The following is a 26,707-nucleotide window of genomic DNA, read 5'->3' on the forward strand; positions in this document are numbered from 1 at the left end:
CGCTAATTTTCTAGAACTGACCGCGACATCACCCCGGTGGTACCGGCAGCGCGCCTTGCACCATCAGCGGTCGCACTTCCACCCAGCCCGGCTCGCCTTCGACTCCGGCGGCCGTCAGTTGCAGCACTCCGCGCTGGTCAGCCACGAATATCGACGACGGATTGGCCGCGACGGTCTTGACCGGCATCAGCAGGTTGCGGCTGGGCCCGTCGGATTCACCCCGTCGAGGTTGACGTAGGACACCGGGCTGGCCGGGTCGGTGCGGGTGACGACGATGTCGTCACCGGTGCGCCAGGACAGCGACACCGCAGTGTTGCCCAGCCCGTATCCGAGCCGGCGCGGATAAGTCAGCGCATAGCCGCCGCCGGGGAGCTGCTCCACTCCGGCGAGGATGACGCGGCCGTCGATGATCAGCGCCGCGCGGGTGCCGTCGCGGGAAAGCTGCAGTTCGGTGATCACGCCGGGGAAGCGCGTCGACACCAGCGAGGAGATGACTGAGAGAGGACAAATGCGGCGAGTGGCGAGCGATCGATCGCCCAATCACTAATGAAGCGCGAGTCGAAGGGGTACGGCGGGGGATTCGCTTGGCGCCAACGAATGCAAAGGAGGTTGTGCGCTATTTAGGACGCCTCAGGGGAGCCAGCAGAATCCGGCGGATTCTGCGACGGCGTTACCATTTGCGGCGATCTTCGTTTTTATGACAGAGGGCTCCATGTTGCGGATCTTTCTCGAGATCCCATCTGCCAAGGTCGAGTTCGCTTCATACTGATCGATAATTGCGCTCGCTTCACGAAGGATACCCACCCTCCCACACATCAGTTAAAGACATCATCTGCGAACGAAGTCGCGGAATGACTGAAAGACGAATCTGGTCTCTAAGATTCTCGAAAGTGGCTGCCGCTTGGCCGAGGACCTCTTCGTCAACTTCCGGCCACGCGGGCGGAAGAACCGTACGCCCACCATATTGACCTCTATGACGGTCTGTATTCCACCAACTCATAAACGAGCCTCGCACGCGGCCCCCAGACCACCGCCGAGAGAAATAACAACCTTCCACAACTGATCGTCGTCTGGCTCATAGCTCGGTAGCGCCTGAGCGAACGCCAAGAGGTAAGACGCGTATGTGTGAAGCAGGTCGGAGAGAACAGAATTTTCTGCCTTATCTGCGATCAAACGGGCTTGCTTCGCATCCTCCTCCAATACCGGAATAGCTGCCTCGTTGAGTTTTCGGTCTTCGGCAGTCCATTTCGATGCGGGCACAGACGGATCGCCTGATGCCCATCCTCGTAGCACGCTGTTTTGGCGATCTAATAACGCCACAAGCGTGTCGCAACCCTCACGCTCGTCAGCGAGAAAGGGAGTTAGCCTAGCAGGGTTATCAGTAGACGATATTGATGACTCACCCGTGAGTTTTCTGGCTAGCACTATCGGCATAGCTGTGCACATGAAAGTGGTTGCAGTGCCAAAGTTGCCTGCTACCCCCGCAAGCATCGCGTCTGCGTATTCATACTCGGGCATCCGCTCAACGAAAGCGCGCGAGAAGACTATCGATTGCGCGATTAGTTCGCGCAGTACGACGTTAGCTGCCATCGGCAGAATCGACTCGAACTGGTCCGCGGCAGTCGACATCGCGTCAGCGGCATCCTCGGCGATGAGGCGCTGCTCAGAACTCCAATTCGCAGCGGAGATCGTCTTGTCGATCTCACTCCATTCCTTTGTGCGCTCCGCCAACTCATCCGCGTACCGAATCCAGTCGTCGCAGACCGGATCCTTCTCGGTCAGCAGGCCCACTGTCCGGTCCACACCTTCATCAGCCGACGGCACGCCCGAATCGCCGGACCCCGACTGCCACACCAGAAAGCCGACAACAAGCGCCACCACAGCGGCGAAAGAGATACCGACGATGATCCACGCGCGGCGGTTCGGATGACGAGGCTCCACCGGCCAGGGCTGTGGGCCACCCGCGGGCATTGACATGCGCTTATCCGGCCCGGTTAGCCCAAGGCCCGCGTCTCATGATCAATGACGCTACCGCGCGTCCACGGCCATACTCGACGCCAATTCCGATCCGAACTCACCCCGGCAGTACCGGCAGCGCGCCTTGCACCATCAGCGGTCGCACTTCCACCCAGCCCGGCTCGCCTTCGACTCCGGCGGCCGTCAGTTGCAGCACTCCGCGCTGATCAGCCACGAATATCGACGACGGATTGGCCACGACCGTCTTGACCGGCATCAGCAGGTTGCGGCTGGGCCCATCGGAGTTCACCCCGTCGAGGTTGACGTAGGACACCGGGCTGGCCGGGTCGGTGCGGGTGACGACGATGTCGTCACCGGTCCGCCACGACAAAGACACCGCAGAGTTGCCCAGCCCATACCCGAGCCGGCGCGGATAAGTCAGCGCATAACCGCCGCCGGGGAGCTGCTCCACTCCGGCGAGGATGACGCGGCCGTCGATGATCAGCGCCGCGCGAGTGCCGTCGCGGGAAAGCTGCAATTCGGTGATCACGCCGGGAAAGCGCGTCGACACCAGCGAGGAGTCCACCGGGATTCTCGCCGGCTGCCCCGAGGCGTCTTGAATCACACGCACCACGTTGATGCCGTCGACGACGACCCACACTGCCTCGTCGAGCGCCCACGACGGTCTGCTCAGTGTGCGTCCGTCCATCACCTGGGCGGCGTTGCCGCCCAGGGGTCCCACCCACAGCGACGACGCCACGTCGGGTGCGCCGGGCCGCAGCGTCATCACCGACGCGACCTCCTGCCCGCTGCGCGACAGCGACGCCGCCGTCTGGTCGGGGATCTGCCCGAATGATCCCGGCACCCGGGGCGCCCGGGACCCGTCCAGCGACACCAGTGATCCGCCAACCAGCGCGTGCAGTCCGGCCGCGGCGCCGTCGGCGGCACCCGGGTCGGTGGCGGCGACGTCGACGGTGTCCCAGCCTTCGGCGAAGCGATCATCGAGGGCGGCGCCGTCGGCGTTGATGACGTACGGTCCGTTCAGACCCGCGCGCGACAGCGTCCAAATGATCTGCGCGGCAAGCAGTTGGCGGCTGTGCGGGTCGGTGGTCGAGAGGTTCTCCAGGTCCACGCGCACGCCACCGTAGCCGCGCCCCACCCCGGTCTTGCCGCCGTCGGCGCGGGTTACCGGTCCCCGCAGTCGCAGCGGCGGCGCGAGCAGGTTGCGCACTGTCTTCGCCATCTCCGGGCGCGGCCCGGCGATCAGCTTGCTGACCAATTCGGTGGCCAGCTGGTCAGGTTCGGACACCGCGACGTAGCGCGGATCGGGCACCACTGTTTTGCCGGTCGGTTCGGCGAAGTACAGCGTGTGCCGCTTGTAGGTGGCTTGGAACTGCTGCCAGTCCAGGAAGACGCCGTTGGGCAGACGGTCGATGCGCCAGCCGTCCGGGGTCTTGACCAGTTCGATGGGCCCCGGGTCGGGCAGCTCTCCTTCGCCGGTCTCGAAGACGCCCATGTCGGACAGCGACCCCAGGATGTCGGCCTTCATCGTCACCGAGACACGCTGCGGTGTCCGGGTTTCGACGAACACCACGTTGTCGATCAGCAGCGCGCTGCCGGCGTCGTCCCAGCCGCGGGACGCCGACTCGGTGAGGAACTGGCGTGCCGCGAGGTGCCGGTTGGACGGGTCCGCGGTGGCTTTGAGGAATTCACGCAGCAGCACATCGGGGTCCATGCCTGGCGTGGGTTTGGGCAGGCTCGGGGGTGCGGGGCGCTCCACGGTGCCGATGGCCTGCGGTGACGACGAGCTGGGCACCCCGGCGCACCCGCTCAGCGCAAGGATCACGGCCGCCACGCACAGTGCGGCCAGGGCGCGCATCACACGCTCTCCCCCGCATGCTCCCGCAACCGCTTTGCAGCAGCGGGCTTTTCGATCGGCTTGACCGGCAGCGGACTGCTGGTCACCTTGTGTCCGCGCACCAGCGGCAGCGTCAGGCGGAAACAGGCACCGTTTCCGGGTTCGCCCCAGGCTTCCAGCCGGCCCTGGTGCAGCCGCGCGTCTTCGATGCTGATGGCCAAACCGAGTCCGGTGCCGCCGGAGCGGCGCACGCGCGACGGGTCGGCGCGCCAAAATCGGCTGAACACCAGTTTCTCCTCGCCGGGGCGCAGGCCGACGCCGTAGTCGCGGACGGTCACGGCGACGGTGTCCTCGTCGGCGGCCATCCGGATGCGCACGGGTTTCTGCTCGGCGTGGTCGATCGCGTTGGCGATCAGGTTGCGCAGGATTCGCTCCACGCGGCGCGGGTCGACTTCGGCGATCACCTCGTCGCCGGGCAGGTCGAAGATCAGCTCGACGCCGGCGCCCTCGGCCAGGTGGCCGACGTTGTCCAGGGCGCTCTGCACGATGTTGCGCAGATCGACGGCTTCGACGGCCAGTTCGGCCACACCGGCGTCGTGGCGGGAGATCTCGAGCAGGTCGTTGAGCAGCGACTCGAACCGGTCGAGTTCGTTGACCATGAGCTCGATCGAGCGCCGCAGCGAGGGTTCGAGATCGTCGGAGTGGTCATGGATCAGGTCGGCGGCCATGCGCACCGTGGTCAGGGGTGTGCGCAGTTCGTGGCTGACGTCGGAGGTGAAGCGCCGCTGCAGGTTGCCGAACTCTTCGAGTTGGGTGATCTGGCGGTGCAGGCTTTCGGCCATGTCATTGAACGACACCGCCAGCCGCGCCATGTCGTCCTCGCCGCGCACCGGCATCCGTTCGGTCAGGTGTCCTTCGGCGAACCGCTCGGCGATCCGCGACGCCGAGCGCACCGGCAGCACGATCTGACGCGCCACCAGCAACGCGATCGCGGCCAGCAACCCGAGCAGCACCACACCGCCGGTGGCCATGGTTCCGCGCACCAGCGCGATCGTCGACTCTTCACTGTTGAGCGGGAAGATCAGGTACAGCTCGAGGTTGGTCACCGCTGACGACGTCGGGCTTCCGATGATCAGGGCCGGGCCGGAGAACCCGTCGGTGTGCACGGTCGCGTACTGGTAGCTGACCTGCCCGGCCTTGACGAATTCGCGCAGCGATTCTGGGATCTGCCCGATCGGTCCGGCCGCGGTCGCGGCGCGCGGACCGTCGCCGGGGACGATGAGCACCGCGTCGAACGTCCCGGCCAGCCCTGCGCCGGCGTCGGCCTTGCGGTCGATCAGGGTGTTGCGCGCCAGTTGCAGGCTGCTGTCCAGAGATCGGGTTTCCTCGCCGCCGACGATCCCGCCGACGGTGGTGCGTGCGCGCTCGATCTCCTCGGTCGCCGCACCGACCTTCACCTCGAGGATGCGGTCGGTGATCTGGGAGGTCAGCACGAAGCCGAGCACCAGGATGACGGCCAGCGACAGACCCAAGGTCAACGTCACCACTCGCAGCTGCAGGGAGCGCCGCCAGGCCGTGCTCAGGGCGCGGCCCAGGACGCCCAGTCCGCGGACCAGCGGTGCCGATCGGCGGTGGATGCGCCGTCGTGAACCGAAGATCACGACGGCCGCCGTGAGGGAGAGATCACGACGACGGCGAGCCGTCCGATCACGGAGGTCCGGCCTTGTATCCCACTCCTCGAACGGTCAACACCACCTGCGGGTTCTCCGGGTCTTTCTCGACCTTGGCCCGCAGGCGCTGGACATGCACGTTCACCAAACGGGTGTCCGCGGGATGCCGATAGCCCCACACCTGTTCGAGCAGCACATCACGAGTAAACACCTGGCGTGGTTTCCGTGCCAGCGCCACCAGCAGGTCGAACTCCAGCGGCGTCAGCGAGATCTGCTCGCCGTTGCGGGTCACCTTGTGTGCGGGCACGTCGATGTCGACGTCGGCGATGGACAGCATCTCGGCGGGCTCGTCCTCGTTGCGGCGCAGACGGGCCCGAACTCGCGCCACCAACTCCTTGGGCTTGAACGGCTTCATCACGTAGTCGTCGGCGCCCGACTCGAGTCCGAGGACGACGTCGACGGTGTCGGTCTTGGCCGTCAGCATCACGATCGGTACGCCGGAATCCGCGCGCAACACCCGGCACACGTCGATACCGTTCATGCCGGGCAGCATGAGATCCAGCAGCACCAGATCGGGGCGCAGTTCGCGCACAGCCGTCAGCGCCTGGGTGCCGTCGCCGACCACCGCGGTGTCGAAGCCCTCACCACGCAACACGATGGTGAGCATCTCGGCGAGCGAAGGGTCGTCGTCGACGACCAGGATCCTTTGCCTCATGGTGTCCATGGTGGCACCGAATCGCGACAAACTGGTGCTACCACACCGGGCGTTTCACGAGGCAGACGCAAAGTCCTCGGCAAACGGCCCCGACGGTCCACTGCCTGCCCCCATACAGTCGGGTGCATGGCGCACCGGTACTTCCTCAATTCGGTCGATTCCTTCCTCACCGACGCCTTGCGCGGCTTCGTCGCGGCGCAGCCGGGTATCGCCTGGCACCGGGATCCGGGTTTCCTGGCGCGCACCACCGCGACTCCGCCCGGACGGGTGGCGCTGGTCTCCGGCGGCGGGTCGGGCCACGAGCCCATGCACAGCGGCCTGATCGGCGAGGGGATGCTCGACGCGGTGTGCCCGGGCCTGATCTTCACTTCACCGAATGCGCTTCAGATCGCGGCGGCGACCAAGCACGTGCATTCCGATGCCGGGGTGCTGCACATCGTGAAGAACTACACCGGCGACATGATGAACTTCCGCATCGCGCGTGACATGGCGCGCGACGACGGCATCGAGACCGAGTACGTCGTCGTCGCCGACGACGTGGCCACCGAAGCCGATGACGACGCCCCCGGCCGGCGCGGGACCGGCGCCACCATCGTCGTGGAGAAGATCTGCGGGGCCGCGGCCGCCGAGGGCGCCGCGCTGGCGGACGTCGCCGCTCTGGGCCGCCGGGTCGCCGACCACGCGCGCAGCATGTCGGTGGCGTTGACGGCGTGCACCGTGCCGGGCGCCGACGAACCGTCGTTCGATCTCGGTGATGACGAGATGGAACTCGGAATCGGCATCCACGGCGAGTCCGGCGCCGACCGCACGCAGTGGCGTCCGGCCGGCGCGATCGTCGAAGCCTTGATGGAGCGGATCAACGCCTCGCTGAAACTGTCCGCGGGCGACGACGTGATCGTGGTGGTCAACGGTCTCGGCGGCACGCATCCCCTGGAGTTGCACCTGCTGTTCGGGCACGTCCTCGAGGAACTCGCCGCGCTCGAGGTGCGGGTGATCCGCAGCTTGGTGGGCACCATGGTCACCGCGTTGGACATGCGCGGTGCGTCGGTGACGGTGGTGCGGGCCGACGACGAAATGGTGCGTCTGTGGGACGCGCCGACCGCCGCGCCGGCCTGGCCCCGGCTGGTCGACGCGGCGCCGAGCGCGCTGACCGACACCACGTTCGCCGCCCCGCACGACGCCGCCGACTCGGGCCCGGAATGCGGCTGGCTGTCGACGTTCGTCGAGCGGGTGCAGGGCGGCATCGACGACCTGACCGCGCTGGACCGCCAAGCCGGCGACGGCGATTTCGGGGTGAACATGTCCGCGGCGTTGCAGCACTTCTCGCTGCCGTTGCGCGGCAGTGACGCCGACGTGCTCGCCGCGATCGCGCAGTCCTACTTCGTGCGGGCCGGCGGCACTTCGGGGGCGGTGTTCGGCACGTTGTTCCGGGAGCTGTCGAAGAGCTTCGCCGACCACGACGACGATTTCACCGCGACATTCGCGGCGGGAATCCGGTCCGGCCTCGACGCGATCGTCGATCTGGGTGGCGCGCAGGTCGGCGACAACACCGTCGTCGACGCACTGCATCCGGCGAAAGAGGCGTTGCAGCGCGGTGATTCGCTGCAGCAGGTCGCCGAAGCGGCGACCGAGGGCGCCGAGTCGACGAAAGATCGGGTGGCCCGCAAAGGCCGCGCCAGTTACGTCGGCGAGGCCGGCAAGGACGTGATCGACCCTCGGGCCCTGGTGGTTTCGTGGCTGTTCGAGGCGGCCTCGTCAGCCGGCTAGCCGGGTGGTGATCCCGCCGATGATCTCCTGCTGCTGCCGAATCGACTGCAGCACTTCGTAGGCGATCTGGCGGACGCTGGCCGCTACCGGGTTGCCGGGTCCGAGTGACGCACTGAAGGTGAGCGTCTGACGTCCGGCCACGGCGAGCACCAGTTGCTCGCGGCTGTACTCGACGCCGTCCACGTCGCGCAGCACGGGGTTGGTCCACCAGTGCTCGAACGGGATCCGTGAGCCTCGGTCGATGTGGTCGCCATTGCGGGTCCGGATCGGTGCCGGCGGGTACAGGCTCATCTTCGGCACGAACTCCCCGCCTGGCTGCGCCCGGTTACCGACCTTCATCAGCGTCAGGCACGCGGTCGGACACTGCATGTTCGGGTTGAGCACCCCGGCGGTGTCCACCCAGGTGAGCTCATCGGCCACGCCGAGCTCGTCGATCAGTGCCGGCGACCCGCCGCTGCCGCACAGCAGGTCGCGGATCTGCGCGGCGAGCACGGCCAACGCCCCGACCCTGCCCTGGTCGAATCGCTCCCCCGCCGATTCCAGACAGTCGACGGCGTCGTCGAGTCGAGCGAGAAGTTCGTAGCGGAATGCCATCCGTAATCCCCCATTTGCCCATGTCACCGAAGCGGTGACCCCCTTGGCACAGAAGCATAGGCGTTGCCGGCGACTTGTGCGCTCATAACGCCTCGACCGTCAGATGGTGGGCCAGCTCACCTGCGGAGACGTCGGGCGGCACCACCTGCCAGCGGCCACCCCAGTGTGCGGCGGCGAGCTGGGCATAGACCGCGCCGGTGCGGCGCTGCAACCCGTCGTCGCGTTCGTAGGCGTCGCGCGCTCGCTCGGCGTCCTGCGCGGCGCGGTGTGCACCGAGGCGCCGCAGCGCAGGCAAGCCAGTGTGGTGACCGTCTTCCCGTCGACCTCGAACGCCGCGCGCAGTTCCTCGACCAACGTTCGTTTACCGGCCCCGTCGAGGCCTTCGATCACGTGAGCATCCAGCTAGCTTGGCCGGGAGCCATACCCGCCGATCGGACCGGACCGGACTACTGGATGCCGGTGACCGCCCCTGGCGCAGTACAGATCAGACGCCCACGACCACGAGCAGGTCACCTGCCTCCACCTGGGCGGTACCGGTGACCGCGATCCGGGCGACGGTGCCGGACTTGGGGGCGGTGATGGCGGCCTCCATCTTCATCGCCTCGATGGTGGCGATGGCCTGGCCGGCCTCGACCTTGTCGCCGGTCTGGACCCCGACCGTGACCACACCGGCGAACGGGGCAGCGACGTGGTCGGCGTTGGCCCTGTCGGCCTTCTCCGCCGCCGCGACCTCACTGGCGATGCTGCGATCCCGCACCAGCACCGGGCGCAGTTGCCCGTTGAGAATGCAGAGCACCGTGCGCATGCCGCGCTCGTCGGCCTCGGAGACCGCCTCCAGCCCGATCAGCAGTTCGACCCCGCGCTCGAGGAGCACCCGGTGCTCCTCGCCCTGGCGCAGGCCGTAGAAGAACTGGTTGGCACTGAGCATCGAAGTGTCGCCGTACTGCTCGCGGTGCGCCTCGAACTCCCTGGTGGGCCCGGGGAACAGCAACCGATTGAGCACCGCTCGGCGCTTGGTGCCGGTCTGGGCCAGTGCCGCCTCGTCCTCGGCGGTCAACTGGACCTCGGACTTGGCCGGGCCGCGCCCAGCAAGGGCCTTGCTGCGCAGCGCTTCGGGCCAGCCACCGGCCGGATCGCCCAATTCTCCGCGCAGGAAACCGATCACGCTGTCGGGGATGTCGAAGTGGGTGGGGTCGGCGGCGAACTCGCTGGCATCGACCCGGGCACCTACCAGCGCCAACGCCAGATCCCCCACCACCTTGCTCGACGGGGTGACCTTGATCAGCCGGCCCAGCACCCGGTCGGCCCCGGCGTAGGCGTTCTCCACCTCCTCGAACCGGTCCCCGAGCCCCAGCGCCACCGCCTGGGTGCGCAGATTGCTCAGCTGCCCGCCCGGGATCTCGTGGGTGTAGACCCGCCCGGTCGGGGACGAGGCACCCGCCGCGGCAACATCGAAGGGTGCGTACACCTTCCGCAGCGCCTCCCAGTACGGCTCCAGGTCGCAGACCGCGGCCAGGTCCAGGCCGGTGTCGAACTCGGTGTGCGCCGTCGCTGCCACGATCGCCGACAGGGACGGCTGACTAGTCGTGCCCGCCATCGGCGCCGACGCCCCGTCCACCGCCGAAGCCCCTGCGGTCCAGGCCGCCAGGTAGGTGGCCAGCTGCCCGCCCGGGGTGTCGTGGGTGTGCACGTGGATCGGCAGGCCGAACCGTTCACGCAGGGCGCCAACGAGTTTCGTGGCGGCCTGCGGGCGCAGCAGCCCGGCCATGTCCTTGATCGCCAGCACGTGCGCGCCGGCCTCGACGATCTGCTCGGCCAGCCGTAGATAGTAGTCCAGCGTGTACAGATCCTCGGCCGGATTGCTCAGATCCCCGGTGTAGGACATCGCCACCTCGGCCACCGCGGTCCCGGTCGCGAGCACCGCATCGATGGCCGGGCGCATCGACTCGACGTTGTTCAACGCGTCGAAGATCCGGAAGATATCGACACCGGTGGCGGCTGCTTCCTCGACGAATGCCTGCGTGACCGTCTCCGGGTAGGGGGTGTAGCCGACCGTGTTGCGTCCCCGCAACAACATCTGCAGACAGATGTTGGGCATCGCCTCCCGTAGCGCAGCCAGCCGCTCCCACGGGTCTTCCTTCAAGAAGCGCAGCGCCACATCATAGGTCGCCCCGCCCCAGCACTCCACCGACAACAGCTGCGGGGTCAGCCGGGCGACATAGGGGGCCACCAGCAGCAACCCGTTGGTGCGCACCCGGGTCGCCAGCAGCGACTGGTGCGCATCCCGAAACGTGGTGTCGGTGACGCCCAGCGCAGGCGAATCGCGCAGCCACCCGGCAAATCCCACCGGGCCGAGCTCCTCGAGCTTCTGCTTGGACCCGGCCGGCGGCGGTATCCGCAGGTCCAGGGACGGCAGCTTGTCGTGCGGGTAGACCGTCGAGGTGCGCTGCCCGTGCGGTTTGTTCACCGTGACGTCGGCCAGATAATTCAGGATCTTGGTGCCGCGGTCGGCCGGGGTGTGCGAGGTCAGCAGCTGCGGACGCTCGTCGATGAACGCCGTCGTCACCCGCCCGGCCCGAAAATCGGGGTCGTCGACCACCGAGAGCAGAAACGGGATGTTGGTACTCACCCCGCGCACTCGGAACTCCGACAGCGCGCGCCGGGCCCGCGCCGCGGCCATGCCGAAATCCCTACCGCGACAGGTCAACTTGACCAACATCGAGTCGAAATGCGCGCTGATCTCCGCACCCGTGTGAGTTCCGCCGTCCAGTCGGATGCCCGCCCCGCCCGGCGAGCGGTACCCGGTGATGCGCCCGGTGTCGGGGCGGAAACCGTTGGCCGGATCCTCGGTGGTGATGCGGCACTGCATCGCCACCCCCCGGATGTGGATCGAATCCTGGCCCAGCCCGAGGTCTTCCAGCCTCTCCCCCGCCGCGATCCGCAACTGCGAGGACACCAGGTCCACATCGGTGACCTCCTCGGTCACCGTGTGCTCCACCTGAATACGCGGATTGCACTCGATGAACACATGATGACCGCGCTCATCCAACAGGAACTCGATGGTGCCGGCACAGAAATAGTCGATATGGCGCGCCAACGCGACCGCATCCGCGCAGATTCTCTCTCGCGCGGCCGGATCCAGATTCGGCGCCGGCGCCAATTCGATGACCTTCTGATGACGCCGCTGCAGGCTGCAGTCACGCTCGAACAGATGGATGACGTTGCCGGCGCCGTCGGCCAGGATCTGCACCTCGATGTGGCGCGGGTTGATCACCGCCTGCTCGAGATAGACGCGTCCGTCCCCGAACGCCGACTCGGCCTCCCGGCTGGCGGCCTCGATCGCCTCCGGCAGCGAGGCGGCGTCGACGACCCGGCGCATGCCGCGCCCACCGCCGCCGGAGACCGCCTTCACGAACAGCGGGAAGTCCATCGACTCGGCCACGCGCACGAGTTCGTCGACCGAGGCCGAGGGTTCCGAGGACGCCAGCACCGGCAGCCCGGCCTCCTTGGCCGCCGCGATCGCGCGGTACTTGTTGCCGGTCAGTTCCAGCACATCGGCCGACGGACCGACGAAGGTGATGCCCTCGGCTGCGCACGCGGAGGCCAATCCCGGGTTCTCCGACAGGAATCCGTACCCGGGGTAGACCGCGTCCGCACCGGCGTGCTTGGCGACCCGGATGATCTCCTCGACCGACAGGTAGGCGCGCACCGGATGACCGGCCTCACCGATCTGGTACGACTCGTCGGCCTTGAGCCGGTGCAGCGAATTGCGATCCTCGAACGGGTACACCGCCACCGTAGAAATGCCCATCTCGGTCGCCGCGCGGAATGCACGGATCGCGATCTCGCCACGATTGGCCACCAAGAGCTTCACGAACGCCATTTGACATGCTCCTGCAAGTCGGAATCTGGTTGGGCTGAAGGAACGGAGACACGTCGGCAGCAAGTCGCCGCGGTTCGTGCGTTCATCAAAATTTCTTTGTCACTGCTGCTCTGCCGCGGCAGAGTTCTCAGCATCGCGGTCGCTCGGCGAGGATTCGGCGTGCTCTGTTCACCACCGGTAGGTCAACCATGGCCCCGTCGATGGCGACCGCACCACGATCCTCACAGACCGCCCCGACCACCCGTTTCGCCCAAGCGACTTCATCACGAGAAGGGGCTAGGGCCGTATCCACTGGTATCACCTGCGCTGGGTGTATGCACAGCTTCGCGCTCATTCCCAACTTCTTCGCGTAGCGAGCATCATCGGCGAGACGCGCGGCATCCGACCAGGACGTCGTCACGCCATCAACTGGTGGTGCCAAGTTCGCCGCCGCGGACGCTGCGATCAGCGTCGAGCGTGCGAAAAGCAACGCTTCCCGATCATCGGGGTTCACTCCGAGCTCGCCTGCTAAATCAATGTGCCCCAACGCCACCCGGACCACCGCAGTCACCATACAAAGGGATGACGCCGTCAGAATTCCCCTAGATGTCTCGATCAACGGGATGATCGGAGACTGCGGACCGATTTCAGCGAAGCTCTCAATTGCCCCGACGTCATCCGCCTTCGGCAGCATCAGGGCCGCAGAGCTGCTGGCGACCATACGGATATCGTCTTCATGCCACTTCGTTCCGGCCGCGTTGACGCGCACAACAGCGGCGTTGCCGGCGGCAAGCCAAGTTCGCGCATGCTCGCGGGCAATGAGTTTCTCACTTTCCGGCACAGCATCCTCGAGGTCGAGAATGACAACGTCCGCTTGGCTGGCAACAGCTTTCGAAAACCGATCGGGACGATTAGCCGGTACAAAAAGAAAGGTGCGCGCCTGCCTCAGTGCTGAGATCGTGTACGCCGTCATGGCAGTACCGCCCGCGCTGATGCGTACACCGCGTTACCTCCACCGACAACGCCCAGCGTGATGTCGTCACCCTCTCGGGTGCCGTGCACGTCGATCGGATCCCCGACGAAGACCGCCCTGGTCAGTTTGAACTCGAAGTGTTTGATGGTCTCGCCACCTAGGTGGCGTCGCGGAACCTCGGCCATATAGATGGCGAGCAACGGACCATGGACAACCAGCCCTGGATAGCCTTCGACGGTCGTCGCGTATGGCGCGTCGTAATGAATCCTGTGTGCGTTGGCAGTTAGCGCACTGAACTGAAACAACAACGGCGCATTGGTGACCGGCCGAATCGACCATTCACCGGCGGATTCACCGAGAGGGACGGAGCAGCGGCTGTGGTTGCTCGTCGCGCCGGCATCGCTGCGGTAGACGATGTCCTGTTCTTCGACCACCGCGGTCGTACCGTGCTGTATGTAATGGTGCCGCACCGTCACGAAGAGCAACTCTCCAGAACGACCGAGTCGCGGGGTCACGGCAGCGATGCTGGACTGCCGAATCGTAGGTGTTCCGAGGACGAGTGGCATGGAGACCGCAACCCGCCCGCCGGCGAACATGCGTCGGCGGGCGGGTATGGGCGGCAGAAATGCACCGGATTGAGGATGCCCATCATCACCCAACGATGATGCGGACGCCCATTCGGTGAAGTAGACCCAGTGCCATAACAAGGGCAACTCGTCGCCCGCGTTGAAGAGATGGTTTATGTCGAGGGTGGCAGCAAGACGATTGGCAGAAGTCGGAGCGAGATCGTCCTCAGCTGTGACAGGGTCGGGAGCCCATCGATCGACGTAGCGAACCAGGGACGGGGATCGTGCCGCGGTCATCTTATCTCTCAAAGTGGTTGTCGGAAGCTGGATATCGAGTAATGACTGGCGCTAGTCAGCGCTCGGATTCAGAAGCAGTTGCCGCATGACCTCGTCGGTGTCAGCCCCAACGGAACTCGCGGGTCCGGAGCGGAAGTGTTCTCCGTCGAAACAGGCCGGATGACCTGCTGCGAGGAAAGTTCCGACGTCAGGCTGAGCAAGCGGCGAGAAAAGTGGGTTGTCGTGTACGTCCGCTGATCTGGCGACTTCTGTGAACGTCCGGTAGCGACGATGCAAGACGGAGGTGCCAGCCAGCAGGTCGAGGACCTCCGCCATCGAGCGTTCCGCGAACCACGGGGCGAACAGCGCGGTGAGCAGTTGCCGGTGCCTGAAACGATCGGATTCCGTCGAAAAGTCTGCTCGCAACGCTTCCTGCACTGCATCAATGACTTCCGAAGTCCTTGTTACTGCGACGAGATCACGGAAGTGCCGAGCGGTGAGTGCGACGATCATTACCCGCTCCCCGTCTCTGGTGAGGAAATCAGAGCCGAATGTGCCATAAAGGTAGTTGCCGTCGCGTTCCCGCTGACTACCGTTGATCTGGACTTCCGTCAGGTAGCCGAGAGTGCTACTGACTGCTAGGGCCACGTCATCGAGGGGAAGCGTGACGCGCGCTCCTGCGCCCGTACGTTCGCGACGGCGCACCGCAGCGGTTACAGCCAACGCGGCGTACAACCCACACGCCACATCCCACGCCGGTAGCACATGGTTGTGAACCACATTGCTGTCACCCGACCCAGTCACAGCCGGGAATCCGAGTCCGGCGTTGACCGTGTAGTCCACCGCCGCCGATCCGTCCCGGTTGCCCAAGACCTCTACGGTGATGATGTCGGGCCGAATGGCTGCTAGGGCATCGTGGCTCAGCCATGGACGGCCCGCGGAGTTGGTCACCAAAATTCCGCCGTGCTCGCCGGATGCTGCGACCAGGTTCTGCACAAGCAGTTGGCCCTCTTCGCTACGTAGATCACAGGCCACGGACCGCTTGCCCTTGTTCAGGCCTGTCCAGTAGATGGAGCGCCCCGTCTCCGCGACCGGCCAGCGCTGGTAGTCAGCAGCGCCGCCGAGGGGGTCCACCCTGATCACTTCGGCACCCAGCTCAGACAGCGTCAGTCCACACAGCGGGGTGGCCACAAAGCTCGAAACTTCAACGATGCGTAGGCCCGCAAGCGGAGCCGTCGAGACGATTGACATCTGCACTCATTTCTAGGATTTGATGGCGACAGCGAACCTCGCCCCCGCGTATCGATCGAGAACCGGACCCGCTCAATCGGTAGTTGCAGGACTGCAGCGGTCGATCTCAGCCCGTACTTCGGCAGTGTGCTGCCCCAGAGTCGGTGGAGCGGTCCGTGGAAGGATCGACTCCCCATCGAATCGCCACGGCCCATTGGGCAATCTGATCTCCCCGGTGTCTTCCCGCGATACGACGGCCACCATGTTGCGGGCCAGCACATCTTCGTCTGAGAACACCTGATCGAGACTGCGCACAGGGCCGACCGGGACTCCGCATGACTCGAGCGCGGTGATCACTTGATGGGTACTGAAGCTTTGAAGCCGCCTCGTCAAGTCTGACAAGAGACGTTCGCGATTCTCCAACCTGAGTGGGTTCGTCTCGTACCGTGGATCACGCGCAAGTTCCTCGAATCCGAGGACATCACACATCCGCTGGAACTGGGAGTTGTTGCCCACGCATATGTTGACGAAGCCGTCGGAGGTCGCGAACAGGCCGTAAGGAGCGATCGTCGAGTGCCCGTTTCCGTCATTGGGAGGCAAGGACCCCGTGGCCAGGTAGCGAGTGGCCTGGTGCGTCAGCATGGACACCAGGCAATCCTGCATGGCGATATCGATCGCGGCGCCGGTACCGGTGCTGTGGCGACGGTGCAGTGCTGCGATGACGGCGGTGGCGGCGAACATCCCTGCCGCGATATCTCCGACAGGTACACCCCACTTTGTCGGCTGGCCCTTGGGACCCGTCAAAGACATGACGCCGGAGGTGCCCTGGACTATCTGGTCATAGCCGGAGCGAGTTCCTCGGTCCTGTCCAAAGCCACTAATGGAACAGACGATCAGCCGAGGGTTCAAGGCGCGCAAGGTCTCTGCCCCGAGACCGATCCGTTCGGCGGTACCCGGACGCCAATTCTCGACCACGACGTCGGCTGAAGCGCACAGTCGCCGTACGGCTTCGACGTCGCCAGCGTCCTTGAGATCGAATGTGGCACTGCGCTTGTTGCGGTTTACGGACATGAAGTACGCGGCGTCGGCACCGAGGAACGGAGGACCCCAGTGACGTGCGTCGTCCCCGCCATCTGGTCTCTCCACCTTGATCACGTCGGCGCCGAGATCGGCCAGCATCATGGTGCAGTACGGTCCAGAGAGCGCCTGCGTGAAATCGATGACACGCACACCGTCGAGCGCACGAAAGCCTGCTTCACCAAATGCATTACCAGCCAAAGTCAACTCCGAATCAGCAAAATTGGGTTATCAAGATGCACAGCGGCACGCCTGCGGCCGCGGGTCGGGTTCCTGACCGGCAGCGCTCGGCCAGACGGTGTGGGCTACTCGCAACGGCGCAACTACCCGCGGTTGGGACATTTGTGCGGCCAAATGGCTTGGTCAGATTAAGCGCCCTCGGCCCGGTTCGTCAAACCCTTTCGGTCCAAATGCGTCGAGCGGCAGCATAGCGAACAGGCCAGCGACCCGATCGGCGCGTACACCTGCGTGTACGCTTGCACCTTATGGCCGAACAAATCCAACCGGCACGCGCCCGCTTCGCCAGCAACCAGACCGTTTCGCGAACCCCCCGCGCCGATTGGACCAAACGCCGAGTGGGGAGCCCAGGTGGCCAGTAGGCCCGAAGCCGGCTACCAAACCATCGCCCGCGAGCTCAAAGTCCGAATCCAGCGGGGTGAGTTCGAGGACGGTCGGCAGCTTCCTACTGAAGCACAGCTCGCCGAACAATACGGCGTCAGTCGGCAGACCATTCGCCGCGCTTTCCAGGACCTCGTTGCCGATGAGCTCGTCTACCGGACCCCCGGGCGAGGAACCTTCGCCCACAGTCCCCGCCGTGACGGATACGTCCGCCAGGTCGGGTCCGTCGATGACCTCATGGGCCTCTCCGAAGACACCCAGATGGAGATCCTCACCCCTCTTGCACGCCGCGTCGACATGACTGCCGCAGATCGGCTCCGTCTCTCCAATGATGTCGTGTACTACGTCGAATTCGCCCGTCTCCACGACAATGTCCGCTTCTGTGTGACCAAGGTCTTTCTGCCGCCCCATGTCGGCAAGGCTCTTGTCGGAGTCCAGGAGCTGGCGGCAACAGGCACCCAGAGCAACTTCACCATCATCGGCCTCATCGACAGACAGCTGGGCCTACCTATCGGCCAGGCTCGCCAATCGATCACCGCTGAGGCCGCACGGAGCGCCGAAGCCGAACGCCTCGGCTGCGAGGTGAACCACAGCCTTCTGCGCATCGACCGGCTGTACATGGACGACGGCGCGGAACCCGTCGAGCTCGCCATCAGTCATTTTCTGCCGGAGCAGTACTCCTATCGCATCAGCCTCCGCCGCAACGGCTGACGATTCCCGACGTCGCACCGCCGGCGGTCTTGTCCATCACCGCCTCAGCTGGCGAGACCCAGTTTCGACACCATCGTCGACATTTGGCCTGCCAAATGTGCTACCGTACCCACAGCACGTCCGCCAGTGACCGGTCGTGCGGTGCTGCGGTCCGGCGCCATTCGCCCGCGTTCCGCCCACGGCCAGTCCGCCGACATCACGAGGAGTCTCGATGAGCCGCCGCTTAATGGAAACCGATGGTCTCTCCGACGTTCAGCAGGAGATCCTGCAGACCGTGCGTACGTTCGTAGACAAGGAAATACTGCCCTTTGCAACAGAATTGGAGCATCGGGACGAGTACCCGACAGATATCGTCGAAGGCCTGAAGGAGCTCGGCGTTTTCGGACTCACCATTCCTGAACAGTACGGTGGCCTCGGCGAGTCCCTGCTGACCTACGCACTCGTGGTCGAAGAGATCGCCCGCGGCTGGATGAGCGTGTCTGGGGTGATCAATACGCACTTCATCGTGGCGCATATGATTGCGCACCACGGTACTGATGCCCAGAAACAGCGGTACCTGCCCTCCATGGCCACAGGTAGGACTCGAGCGGCTTTCTCGATGTCCGAGCCCGGGCTCGGCTCTGATGTTGCAGCAATCCGCACCAAAGCCACCCGACTCGCCGACGGCGGTTACAGCATCAGTGGCCAGAAGATGTGGCTCACCAACGGCGGTAGTTCTAATCTCGTTGCGACACTGGTGAAGACAGATGAGGATGCGGAAACTCCATACAGGAACATGACCACGTTCCTAGTGGACAAGGAGCCGGGATTCGGCGACGTGGCCCCAGGCTTGGCGGTCCCTGGGAAAATCGACAAAATGGGCTATAAGGGAGTCGACACCACCGAGCTGATCTTCGACAATCACCTCATCTCAGCCGACCAAATCCTCGGCGCCGCACCTGGACGCGGCTTCTATCAGATGATGGACGGCGTCGAGGTCGGCCGCGTGAACGTCGCTGCCCGGGCTGTTGGAGTCGCGAACCGCGCGTTCGAACTCGGCATCACATATGCGCAACAGCGCGAAACCTTCGGCAAACGCATCGCCGATCATCAAGCCGTACTGTTCCGGTTGGCCGATATGGGAACCAAGGTGGAAACCGCCCACAGCATGGTCGTCAAAGCCGCTCGCAAGAAGGATGCCGGGCATCGGAACGATCTGGAGTCAGGTATGGCCAAGTATCTCGCCTCAGAGTTCTGTCGTGATGTCGTCGAAGAATCGTTTCGCATCCACGGCGGATACGGCTACAGCAAGGAGTACGAGATCGAACGACTCTATCGGGAGGCACCGATGCTGTTGATCGGCGAGGGCACGGCGGACATCCAACGCATGATTATCGGCCGTCGTCTCCTGGAGAACTACGCGCTGAACTGATTGCGCATACCGGTCCGGGGAGTGTTGCCGGGCGATCGGGCGTCCGACAACGCTATGCGGACGACTCCCCAACTGCACCGGCACTGGTGCCGATCAGCGTTCTATCATCGACTTATACCGATTTCCACAGGCCGCTCGCGCCATCAGACGAGGGAGTCGCGCGATCGAGACAACGACGACGGTAGCGGACATCGTGTCCACCGCGAGCCTCGGACTCCGGGTCCTCGCCGGATCTGGCGGACTCGACAGAACTGTGCTGTGGGCACACGTCTGTGAGTTGGCCGAACCGACGGAATCACTGGGGCCCGGGGAGATCTTGATGACCGTTGGAGTTTCCATACCCACTCCCCCAGACGCACAGGTTCAGTTCATCCAGCGACTGGACGACGCCGGTCTGGCGGGTGTGATTCTCGGCGATCAAGCGATGCTGCCGCCAATCTCCCCGGAGATGCTGCAGGCCGGCAACGACCGTTCATTCCCCATCCTGATATCCCCCGCGACCGGATTCTTCACCGCAATTGCCCGCCATGTTGCCAGCGCCAACAGTTCTTCGCGGATTGAAGAAGTATCCAAATTGGGCAAGCTCTATCACCTGGCGGCGTCCGCCGGCGACGACGCATCGGCATTCTTGGACAAGGCAGCGGTGCTGCTGCGCGTTGAAATGCAGATACTCGACGGTACGACGCAGTTGGAAATTCTGTCATCAAGTACTTCACAACAGCCCTCGACAACCTCGGCCATGCGGCAACGTAGCTATCCACTCAACGGACTCCAGCCGGCCACCCTGCTGCTGCGGGAACACCCCGGTGAGGAGCTCGAAAGCCTGATCTTGACGAGTCTGCTCAAAATCCTCGAAGTCCTCGTCGACAGAATGCTCGACCGTGCCGACAGTCGACAAGAGGCATCGGCCAAGTTGATGTCAGCATTGCTCAATGGATTCGGCGGGCAAGTCGGTCTCCAAGCGTCACGTTTTCTGGGCGTGCAAAACCAGAGCACCGATTTCGTGGTTGCTGCATTTCCCCGAGATGCTGCCGCCGTCGTAGCACGCGCTGTCGCGATAAAGCGCATACCCGCGCTTGTCGGAACAGGGCGTTCGACGGAACTCGCCCTGATCCCAGTCGAGGCAATCCCCGACTTCCGCAGTCTCATTGAGATGCTGGGGGTATCAGTCGGAGTGTCCTCGACCTTTTTTGACTACATCGACACGCGGTCGGCGTCAGACGAGGCGACCCGAGTCCTGACGGCAAATCACGGCCTACAAAATTGGGCTGAGTACGAGGGGACGACAATATCCGTCCTGGCCCGATCACATCGTGAGGCGTCCAACATTGTGAATGGAGTACTCGGCCCGTTGACGAGAAGTGATCCGCGTACTGATGAGCTACGCGAAACACTGTTCACGTTCCTGCGAAACGACCGGCGATGGACCGACACCGCAAGTGAACTCGCCGTGCACCGTCAGACGGTCGCATATCGATTGAAGAGCATTCAAGACCTCATCGGGGTGGATCTATCCCGGACGGCCGATATCGCCAGCCTGTGGATCGCGTATCAGGCGTGGATGCTGCTGAATCCCAAGTATCAGGCACCCGGCATCGGCCGCGCAGACGCGTAGCAGCCGCGGAATTGTGCTCGCCCAACGTCGCAACTGTCAGTAGACGACGATGGTTGACTTCGTGTGGGTGTAGTGCAGCAGTGCTTCCACGCCCTTCTCGCGCCCGTATCCGCTGCTCTTGTGTCCCCCGAACGGGGTTTGCACAGCCCCCGTCGACCATGAGTTGATGAAAACCTGACCGGCTTCGATTGCGCTCGCCACCCGAAGGGCGCGACCAATGTCGCGCGTGAAGACGCCGGCCACCAGCCCGAAATCGGAATCATTTGCCAGAGCGATGGCGTCGCGCTCGTGCTCGAACGGCAGCGTTACAAGTACCGGCCCGAAGATCTCCTCACGGGCTATTCGCATATCTTTCGAGACTCGGGGATAGATGGTGGGCTGAACGAAGAATCCACCTGCGAGAGCGGGATTCTGGCTGACCGACCCCCCTAAAGTCGCTTGTGCCCCCTCGGTTCGGGCCACTTCGAAATAGCGCTGTACTTGCTCGTACTGGGTTCTCGTGATCAGCGGGCCGACCTCGACGCCTTCCCGCAATGCCGCTGCTCGTTCAGTGACGCGAGTGACGAACTCGTCATGGATCGAAGCTTCGACGAGCAAACGCGTACCTGCCGAGCAGACCTGACCTGCATTGCTGGTGAACGCTCGCACGGTTTCCGACGCCGCAAAGTCCAAATCTGCGTCGGCAAAGACGATGTTCGCAGATTTCCCACCAAGTTCCAGCGTCAACGGGATTATTCGCTCAGCCGCAACCATGCCGATCGCTTTACCAGTCCGCACGGACCCTGTGAACGCGACCTTCCGAACATCACAATGACTGACGATGGCCGCGCCCACCGAGCCTGAGCCGAGCACCACGTTGAAAACGCCGTCAGGGAGACCGGCCTGCGTCGCCAGTTTGGCGAGGAAAACCGTTGTCTGCGAGGTCGTCTCGGCAGGCTTGACGACGACAACGTTTCCGGTTGCCAAGGCGGGGGCTGTGGCCCGAGCTGCTTGATTCAACGGGACGTTCCACGGTGTGATGACGCCGACCACACCGAACGGCTCCCGTGTGGTGAAGACGTGTTGATCAGGGTCCACGTCGAGGACTTCGCCCACCGGCACATTCACGAGCCCGGCATAGAATTCGAAGTACGCTGCGGAGTTCTCGATCTCGGTCAGCGCGGTCTTCCTCGGCTTGCCCGTTTCCTGGATCTCCAGGGTTGCCAGTTCGTCGGCATGCCGCCGGATCTCGTGAGCGATCCTGTTGAGCACCCGCAATCTGTCCGCCGACGGGTACCGACGCCAGGCGTCGGCAGCACGCTTCGCCGCCTGAACCGCACCGTCTACGTCCGATGCGTCACTGGCCGCGATATCGACAGTGTCGCGGCCCGTCGCCGGGTCAACGCCAGGCACGTAGTTTCCCGCCCTAGGGGCGACCGACTTGCCATCAATCCAGTTGTTCAGTTGCGACAGCATGATGGGTGACTCCGCTCTGGGATGACTGCTATAGATGCTTTGAAACCGGCTGGGGTGGAGAAGTATCGGGCTTCTAACGGCTCGAGACTGACTTCTCCACCCCTCGCGGATCGACTTCTGATGCGCTACTCCGGCAGCGACGTTGCTGCAGGCTTTTTGCGACTCACGACAGGCGATGCGGAGACTTCCGCGAGTGAGCGACCCTTGGTCTCCGGGGCCCACGCGAAGCAGACCAGGAAGCCGAACAAAGTCAGGCCCGCCGCGATCGCCATGGTGGCGTTCACGCCGATGGATGCAATTCCGATCGGAACCATATAGGTACCGATAGCGGCACCGATACGGCTGACACCGACCGCAATACCGACCGCGGTCGCCCTGACTTCCGTCGGGAAAAGCTCGTTCGGGTAGACCCATTCCATGATTTGTGGGCCACCGGAGGTGACAGCGTAGAAGAGGAATGCGGTGATGACGAACCACCCCGGCGCATCTACCCACACTGCCAACCCACCAAGCGACAACGCCATCAGCGCGAAAGGCACCAGTGTCATTGGTCGCCGTCCCCACGTCTCGACAAGCCGCAGGGCAGGCAAGACGCCGAGGGCGAACAGAATCGCGAACAACAACTCGCCCAGAATCTCGGAGCCACCGCCGGAGACTCCCGTCGCGCCAAGTATCACGCCACCGAAGGTGTAGATCGCGTAGAGCGGGGTGACCTGGGCCAGGTACAGCACAGAACACATGACCGTGCGTTTCCAGTTTCCGTCCCGGACCACTAGCGGCAGACTCTGCCAGAAGGAGCTTTTGTTCTCCTCTGCCGGCGCCAGGTCAACCTGGGCCGCCGCTTCACGCCCGTAGACCTGCTCGACAACGGAACGAGCTTCGTCGAAACGGCCTTTGCTCGCCAACCAACGCGGTGATTCCGGGATGCCCCTGCGCATCAACACCACAATCACACCCAGTACTGCCCCGCTGGCCAACATGACACGCCATGGGTGTCCGTCAGTCACTGTGACCAGTATGAACCCAACGAGGAACGCGGTCATCGCGCCCAGCGCCCACGCCAAGGCGGAAACGCCGATCATGAATCCACGCCGCTTCTTCGGGGTGAATTCGGTAAGAAGCGACGTCGCAATCGGGTAGTCCGCCCCGATCGCGAGACCGATGATGAACCGCAGAACGATCAGCTGCCAGATCGAGTCCACCAGCGCCGTGAGACCGCACGCGATTACCAGCACAGCCAAGTCGAGCGCGTACATCTTCTCGCGGCCGATCTTATCGGTCAACGCCCCAAAAAGAGTTGCCCCGAAGAACATTCCGACCAGAGACGCCGCTCCAACCATGCCCAACTCGGACGAAGTGGCAGGGATGTCCTTGATGATGCCGACCATTGCGACGCCGATGAGACTCAGTATGTAGCCGTCGAGGAAGGGCCCGCCGCAACAGGCAAACAGGAGCTTGCGGTGGAAACGCGTGACGGGCGCGTCGTCGATCACATCGAAGGCGGACACAGATCTCCTTGGGAGTTATTTAGTGATGTGGCCCACGCTAAGGGTGTGCAGGCGGTACGCCCATTGAACTGCCGTATAAACATGCGAAAGTTTTTGCGATGATTGACAACTGATCTTGGCGGCAACCGAGTGAGCATTGCGGCACTGCCGCGATAGCCACTGCTACCTTCGGCAGCCCACTACGTACATCTGATCAACCCCATCAAACACTGAGGGGACGTCGTGCTGCGCCCACCCCGCAACCCGAGCAACACCTTGTCGGTCGCGCCTCGGACAAGCACACCGAGTTCATGCGACCTGTTTGAGAGCCGTGAGCATCGCGAGATTGATCAAACTCCGCTGCTTACACGGTCAAGACCGGGCCGTTCCACGCGTCACCCCACAGCACGGGGTGACCAGTCCCTGCATCGGCTTGGCGGACTCGGTCGCGCCGGCCTAGCTACTTTTCGACGTACGCGTCGCCGACCACCGCTTTGCGGATCTGCAGGACTGCGGCGTCTGTATCTGCGCCGATCGGCTCAGATTCCGCGCCGTGGTGACGTCCTTGACAGGGAGGATCAGCGAGAAGCCCAGCTGACCTCTGTGCACGTGTATGAATTGGCACCGATGTTCATACGACCGCTCAATAGCGGACGGGTGACCCACGCCATAGCGTGTGAAACGACTTCCCGGGCCGGCACGGTGCCGTCCAGCGCTGTCGGCTGATCACGAACTGCGCGGCGATTCAGAGGCATCGCGCGGCCGCGAAGTAACACTTCCACAGCGACCGCGAGGAGCACAGCATGACAACAGCACATCCGGAATGGTCCGATTGGGAGCCGGTCGCCGAGCACAGGGTTACCTCTGGCGCTCCTGTATGCCGGATCAACGTGGCCAGTCGAGACCAAAGCTACGAGTATGGGTTGTGGGAGGTCACGCCTGGCCGTTTCACCATCCACAGCGAGGGCCCCGACGAGTTCGTCCATATTCAATCGGGCCAGGGATGGCTGCACGAGACAGACGGCGACAGCATGAGACTGGAACCCGGAACGATGTTCGTCCTTCCCAAGGGCTTCAACGGTGAGTGGGAGATCGAAGAGCCGCTGCAGAAGGCGTACATCAGGATCTTCGCCACAGCGTGACCGTAATGGCGAAGCCGTTGCGACCCAGCAGGTGACAGTCGTTGACTGCGCGAAACACTCTCTCCCATAACACAATTCGGGCTGATGGGAAACGTCCCTGCCACAAGGGAGGCCATCGACTCAGCTGCGACGAGGCGAGGATCGCCTCGTCGCCATCGAAAGGAATCAACACTATGTCCACAACGACCCCGATGAGTGGGCAGAGGACCCAACACGGTTGCACCCCATTAATTCTCGTCAGTACCCCTACAACTCTGACTAAGAGGAGTTTCACATCGTGAACGGTCGTGAGGCATTCCGCGCATGTTGGTGGCTCGATGACGCAGTACGCGACGACGGCCGCACCCCCGCCCTCGAAGCCAACACGCGGGCTGACGTATGCATTGTCGGCGGCGGTTTCACCGGCTTGTGGACGGCACTGAACATCAAGAAGCACGCGCCTGACGCAGATGTCGTGTTGCTGGAGCGCGAGGTTTGCGGCAGCGGAGCAAGCGGCCGAAACGGCGGATTCGCCATGACGATGTGGCACCACTTCCTGCTCCTTGAAAACCTCTGCGGCACAGCACAAGCGCTGCGGATAGCACAAGCATCGACCGATGCCATCACGGAGATCGGTGAGGTGTGCGAAGCGAGTGGGATGGATGTCGGGTTTCGGCAGCATGGGTGGATCTGGACGGCAAGCAACCGATCCCAGCAAGGCATGTGGCGGGCCACGGTCGACCGACTGGAGAGTCACGGCGTCAAACTGTTCGAACAGCTCACCCCTGCAGACGTTGCTCGACGAACAGGGTCGAAGAGCAATATCGACGGCGTATTCGAGCCTGGTTTGGCCTCAGTCCAACCAGCCGCGGTCGCACGCGCACTTCGTTTGGCCGCCCTTGAGAACGGGGTGCGGATCCACGAGTACAGCCCGATGACGCAGCTCGACAGATCAGAGACACCCGTGGTGCGGACGGCACGCGGTAGCGTCACCGCCGGCCGCGTCGTCATGGCGCTCAACGCGTGGTCCGGGAAGCTGCCAGAGCTGAAGGGGCGCTTCCTCACGCTCGGGGGCGATATGTTCATCACCGATCCGGTGCCAGAGCTAATCGAACGCATCGGCATCGAGCCTGGCCTGCTCATCTCCGATTCGCGTCTGCTTGTGCACTACTTCCACGTCACCCCGGACGGACGGTTGGCGTTCGGAAAGGCAGGCGGAACTCTGCGCCCGGGCAACAGCGTCGGCACCAAGTACGAAGGCCCGTCACGTCGTGCGGACTGGGTTCGAAACTCGATGTTGCGCTTCTACCCGGAGATGGCCCACGTACCTATCACCGCGTCGTGGTCGGGTCCCGTGGACCGATCAATGGACGGGCTACCCTTCTTCTCCAGGCTCGGGCGCCCAGACATTGTGGCCGGTTTGGGCTACTCGGGCAACGGTGTCGGCCCCAGCGTCCTCGGAGGCAAGATCCTGGCATCGATGGCGCTGGACCGAGATGATGAATGGTCGTCTTGCGGACTGGTCCGGGAACCCCCGCGCGGTGTCCCACCCGAGCCGTTCCGCTTCATCGGGGGCACTCTGATCAAGGAAGCTGTCGGGCTCAAGGAGCGGGCTGAAGACAACGAGCGGCGCCCAAACCCGCTCGCGGTGTTCATGACCAAGCTCGCGCCTCCAGGTCTGATCCCAACCGACCACTGAGGACGGCGGACATCCGCGTGCGCCCGGCGTTCAGCCGGGCGCACGC

18 protein-coding genes and 2 pseudogenes are annotated in these 26,707 nt (G+C 64.0%); 6 read left to right on the forward strand and 14 right to left on the reverse strand.

Translation table 11 applies throughout. The features are described from left to right. Positions 1–28: 28 nt before the first annotated feature. The 5 genes and pseudogenes from ACQI46_RS21285 to mtrA form a co-directional block, all read right to left on the reverse strand. Positions 29–480: pseudogene (locus ACQI46_RS21285) on the reverse strand (LpqB family beta-propeller domain-containing protein); the annotation flags it as partial. A 516-nt stretch (positions 481–996) separates the two neighbouring features. Then, positions 997–1,941 (reverse strand): hypothetical protein, encoded by a 945-nt coding sequence (locus tag ACQI46_RS21290; protein ID WP_427096033.1) that lies wholly within the window; start codon positions 1,939–1,941, stop codon positions 997–999. A 133-nt stretch (positions 1,942–2,074) separates the two neighbouring features. After that, positions 2,075–3,835, reverse strand: coding sequence for an MtrAB system accessory lipoprotein LpqB (gene lpqB / locus ACQI46_RS21295; protein ID WP_427096034.1), 1,761 nt, complete (start codon positions 3,833–3,835; stop codon positions 2,075–2,077). Next, complete coding sequence (gene mtrB, locus ACQI46_RS21300; RefSeq protein WP_427096035.1) at positions 3,835–5,475, reverse strand: MtrAB system histidine kinase MtrB; 1,641 nt, start codon at positions 5,473–5,475, stop codon at positions 3,835–3,837. Before mtrB ends, lpqB begins: the two co-directional genes overlap by 1 nt. A 46-nt stretch (positions 5,476–5,521) precedes the next feature. Beyond that, positions 5,522–6,208 carry a two-component system response regulator MtrA gene (gene mtrA, locus ACQI46_RS21305; protein WP_098005155.1) on the reverse strand — a complete coding sequence of 229 codons (687 nt, stop codon included), beginning with the start codon at positions 6,206–6,208 and terminating at the stop codon, positions 5,522–5,524. A 117-nt stretch (positions 6,209–6,325) separates the two neighbouring features. Between mtrA and ACQI46_RS21310 the strand changes: the two genes are divergently transcribed. Next, positions 6,326–7,966, forward strand: a complete 1,641-nt coding sequence (locus tag ACQI46_RS21310) for a dihydroxyacetone kinase family protein (RefSeq protein ID WP_427096036.1) — start codon at positions 6,326–6,328, stop codon at positions 7,964–7,966. Here the strand turns inward: ACQI46_RS21310 and ACQI46_RS21315 are convergent. The 7 genes and pseudogenes from ACQI46_RS21315 to ACQI46_RS21345 all read right to left on the reverse strand — a co-directional run bounded on the left by ACQI46_RS21315 (position 7,955) and on the right by ACQI46_RS21345 (position 16,745). Next, entirely contained in the window at positions 7,955–8,560 is a 606-nt protein-coding gene (locus ACQI46_RS21315; protein WP_427096037.1) for a hypothetical protein, read from the reverse strand. The genes ACQI46_RS21310 and ACQI46_RS21315 overlap by 12 nt on opposite strands. Positions 8,561–8,642: 82 nt before the next feature. Then, a pseudogene (locus tag ACQI46_RS21320) lies at positions 8,643–8,825 on the reverse strand (dTMP kinase); the annotation flags it as partial. A gap of 219 nt (positions 8,826–9,044) precedes the next feature. Continuing rightward, entirely contained in the window at positions 9,045–12,443 is a 3,399-nt protein-coding gene (locus ACQI46_RS21325) for a pyruvate carboxylase (RefSeq protein ID WP_427096038.1), read from the reverse strand. Between the two features lie 127 nt (positions 12,444–12,570). Beyond that, a complete protein-coding gene (locus tag ACQI46_RS21330) occupies positions 12,571–13,395 on the reverse strand; it encodes an HpcH/HpaI aldolase/citrate lyase family protein (RefSeq protein WP_427096039.1) in 825 nt (274 codons plus the stop codon). Further along, the gene (locus ACQI46_RS21335) at positions 13,392–14,258 is read right to left on the reverse strand and encodes a hypothetical protein (protein WP_427096040.1); all 867 of its coding nucleotides are present in this window, start codon (positions 14,256–14,258) and stop codon (positions 13,392–13,394) included. Before ACQI46_RS21335 ends, ACQI46_RS21330 begins: the two co-directional genes overlap by 4 nt. 51 nt (positions 14,259–14,309) lie before the next feature. Next, positions 14,310–15,488, reverse strand: coding sequence for a CoA transferase (locus tag ACQI46_RS21340; protein WP_427096041.1), 1,179 nt, complete (start codon positions 15,486–15,488; stop codon positions 14,310–14,312). Between the two features lie 72 nt (positions 15,489–15,560). Next, positions 15,561–16,745, reverse strand: a complete 1,185-nt coding sequence (locus tag ACQI46_RS21345; protein WP_427096042.1) for a CaiB/BaiF CoA transferase family protein — start codon at positions 16,743–16,745, stop codon at positions 15,561–15,563. Positions 16,746–17,132: 387 nt separating this feature from the next. On the opposite strand from ACQI46_RS21345, the gene ACQI46_RS21350 reads away from it, so the two are divergent. The 3 genes from ACQI46_RS21350 to ACQI46_RS21360 all read left to right on the forward strand — a co-directional run bounded on the left by ACQI46_RS21350 (position 17,133) and on the right by ACQI46_RS21360 (position 20,899). Then, on the forward strand, positions 17,133–17,873 hold the full coding sequence (locus ACQI46_RS21350; protein WP_427096043.1) for a GntR family transcriptional regulator: 741 nt from the start codon (positions 17,133–17,135) through the stop codon (positions 17,871–17,873). 211 nt (positions 17,874–18,084) lie between these two features. Continuing rightward, positions 18,085–19,284, forward strand: coding sequence for an acyl-CoA dehydrogenase family protein (locus tag ACQI46_RS21355; RefSeq protein WP_427096044.1), 1,200 nt, complete (start codon positions 18,085–18,087; stop codon positions 19,282–19,284). Between the two features lie 193 nt (positions 19,285–19,477). Further along, positions 19,478–20,899: a PucR family transcriptional regulator gene (locus ACQI46_RS21360; protein ID WP_427096045.1), complete on the forward strand. Its 1,422-nt coding sequence runs from the start codon at positions 19,478–19,480 to the stop codon at positions 20,897–20,899. A gap of 36 nt (positions 20,900–20,935) precedes the next feature. Here the strand turns inward: ACQI46_RS21360 and ACQI46_RS21365 are convergent, their stop codons facing one another. Next, positions 20,936–22,354 (reverse strand): aldehyde dehydrogenase family protein, encoded by a 1,419-nt coding sequence (locus ACQI46_RS21365; RefSeq protein ID WP_427096046.1) that lies wholly within the window; start codon positions 22,352–22,354, stop codon positions 20,936–20,938. 125 nt (positions 22,355–22,479) lie between these two features. Beyond that, positions 22,480–23,862, reverse strand: coding sequence for an MFS transporter (locus tag ACQI46_RS21370; protein ID WP_427096047.1), 1,383 nt, complete (start codon positions 23,860–23,862; stop codon positions 22,480–22,482). Positions 23,863–24,644: 782 nt separating this feature from the next. Here ACQI46_RS21370 and ACQI46_RS21375 point away from each other — a divergent pair. Beyond that, the gene (locus tag ACQI46_RS21375; RefSeq protein ID WP_427096048.1) at positions 24,645–24,983 is read left to right on the forward strand and encodes a cupin domain-containing protein; all 339 of its coding nucleotides are present in this window, start codon (positions 24,645–24,647) and stop codon (positions 24,981–24,983) included. A 277-nt stretch (positions 24,984–25,260) separates the two neighbouring features. Continuing rightward, positions 25,261–26,661 carry an NAD(P)/FAD-dependent oxidoreductase gene (locus ACQI46_RS21380; RefSeq protein ID WP_427096049.1) on the forward strand — a complete coding sequence of 467 codons (1,401 nt, stop codon included), beginning with the start codon at positions 25,261–25,263 and terminating at the stop codon, positions 26,659–26,661. The last annotated feature ends 46 nt before the right edge of the window (positions 26,662–26,707 follow it).

This window comes from Mycobacterium sp. SMC-4 (assembly GCF_050205565.1).
GTDB lineage: Bacteria > Actinomycetota > Actinomycetes > Mycobacteriales > Mycobacteriaceae > Mycobacterium.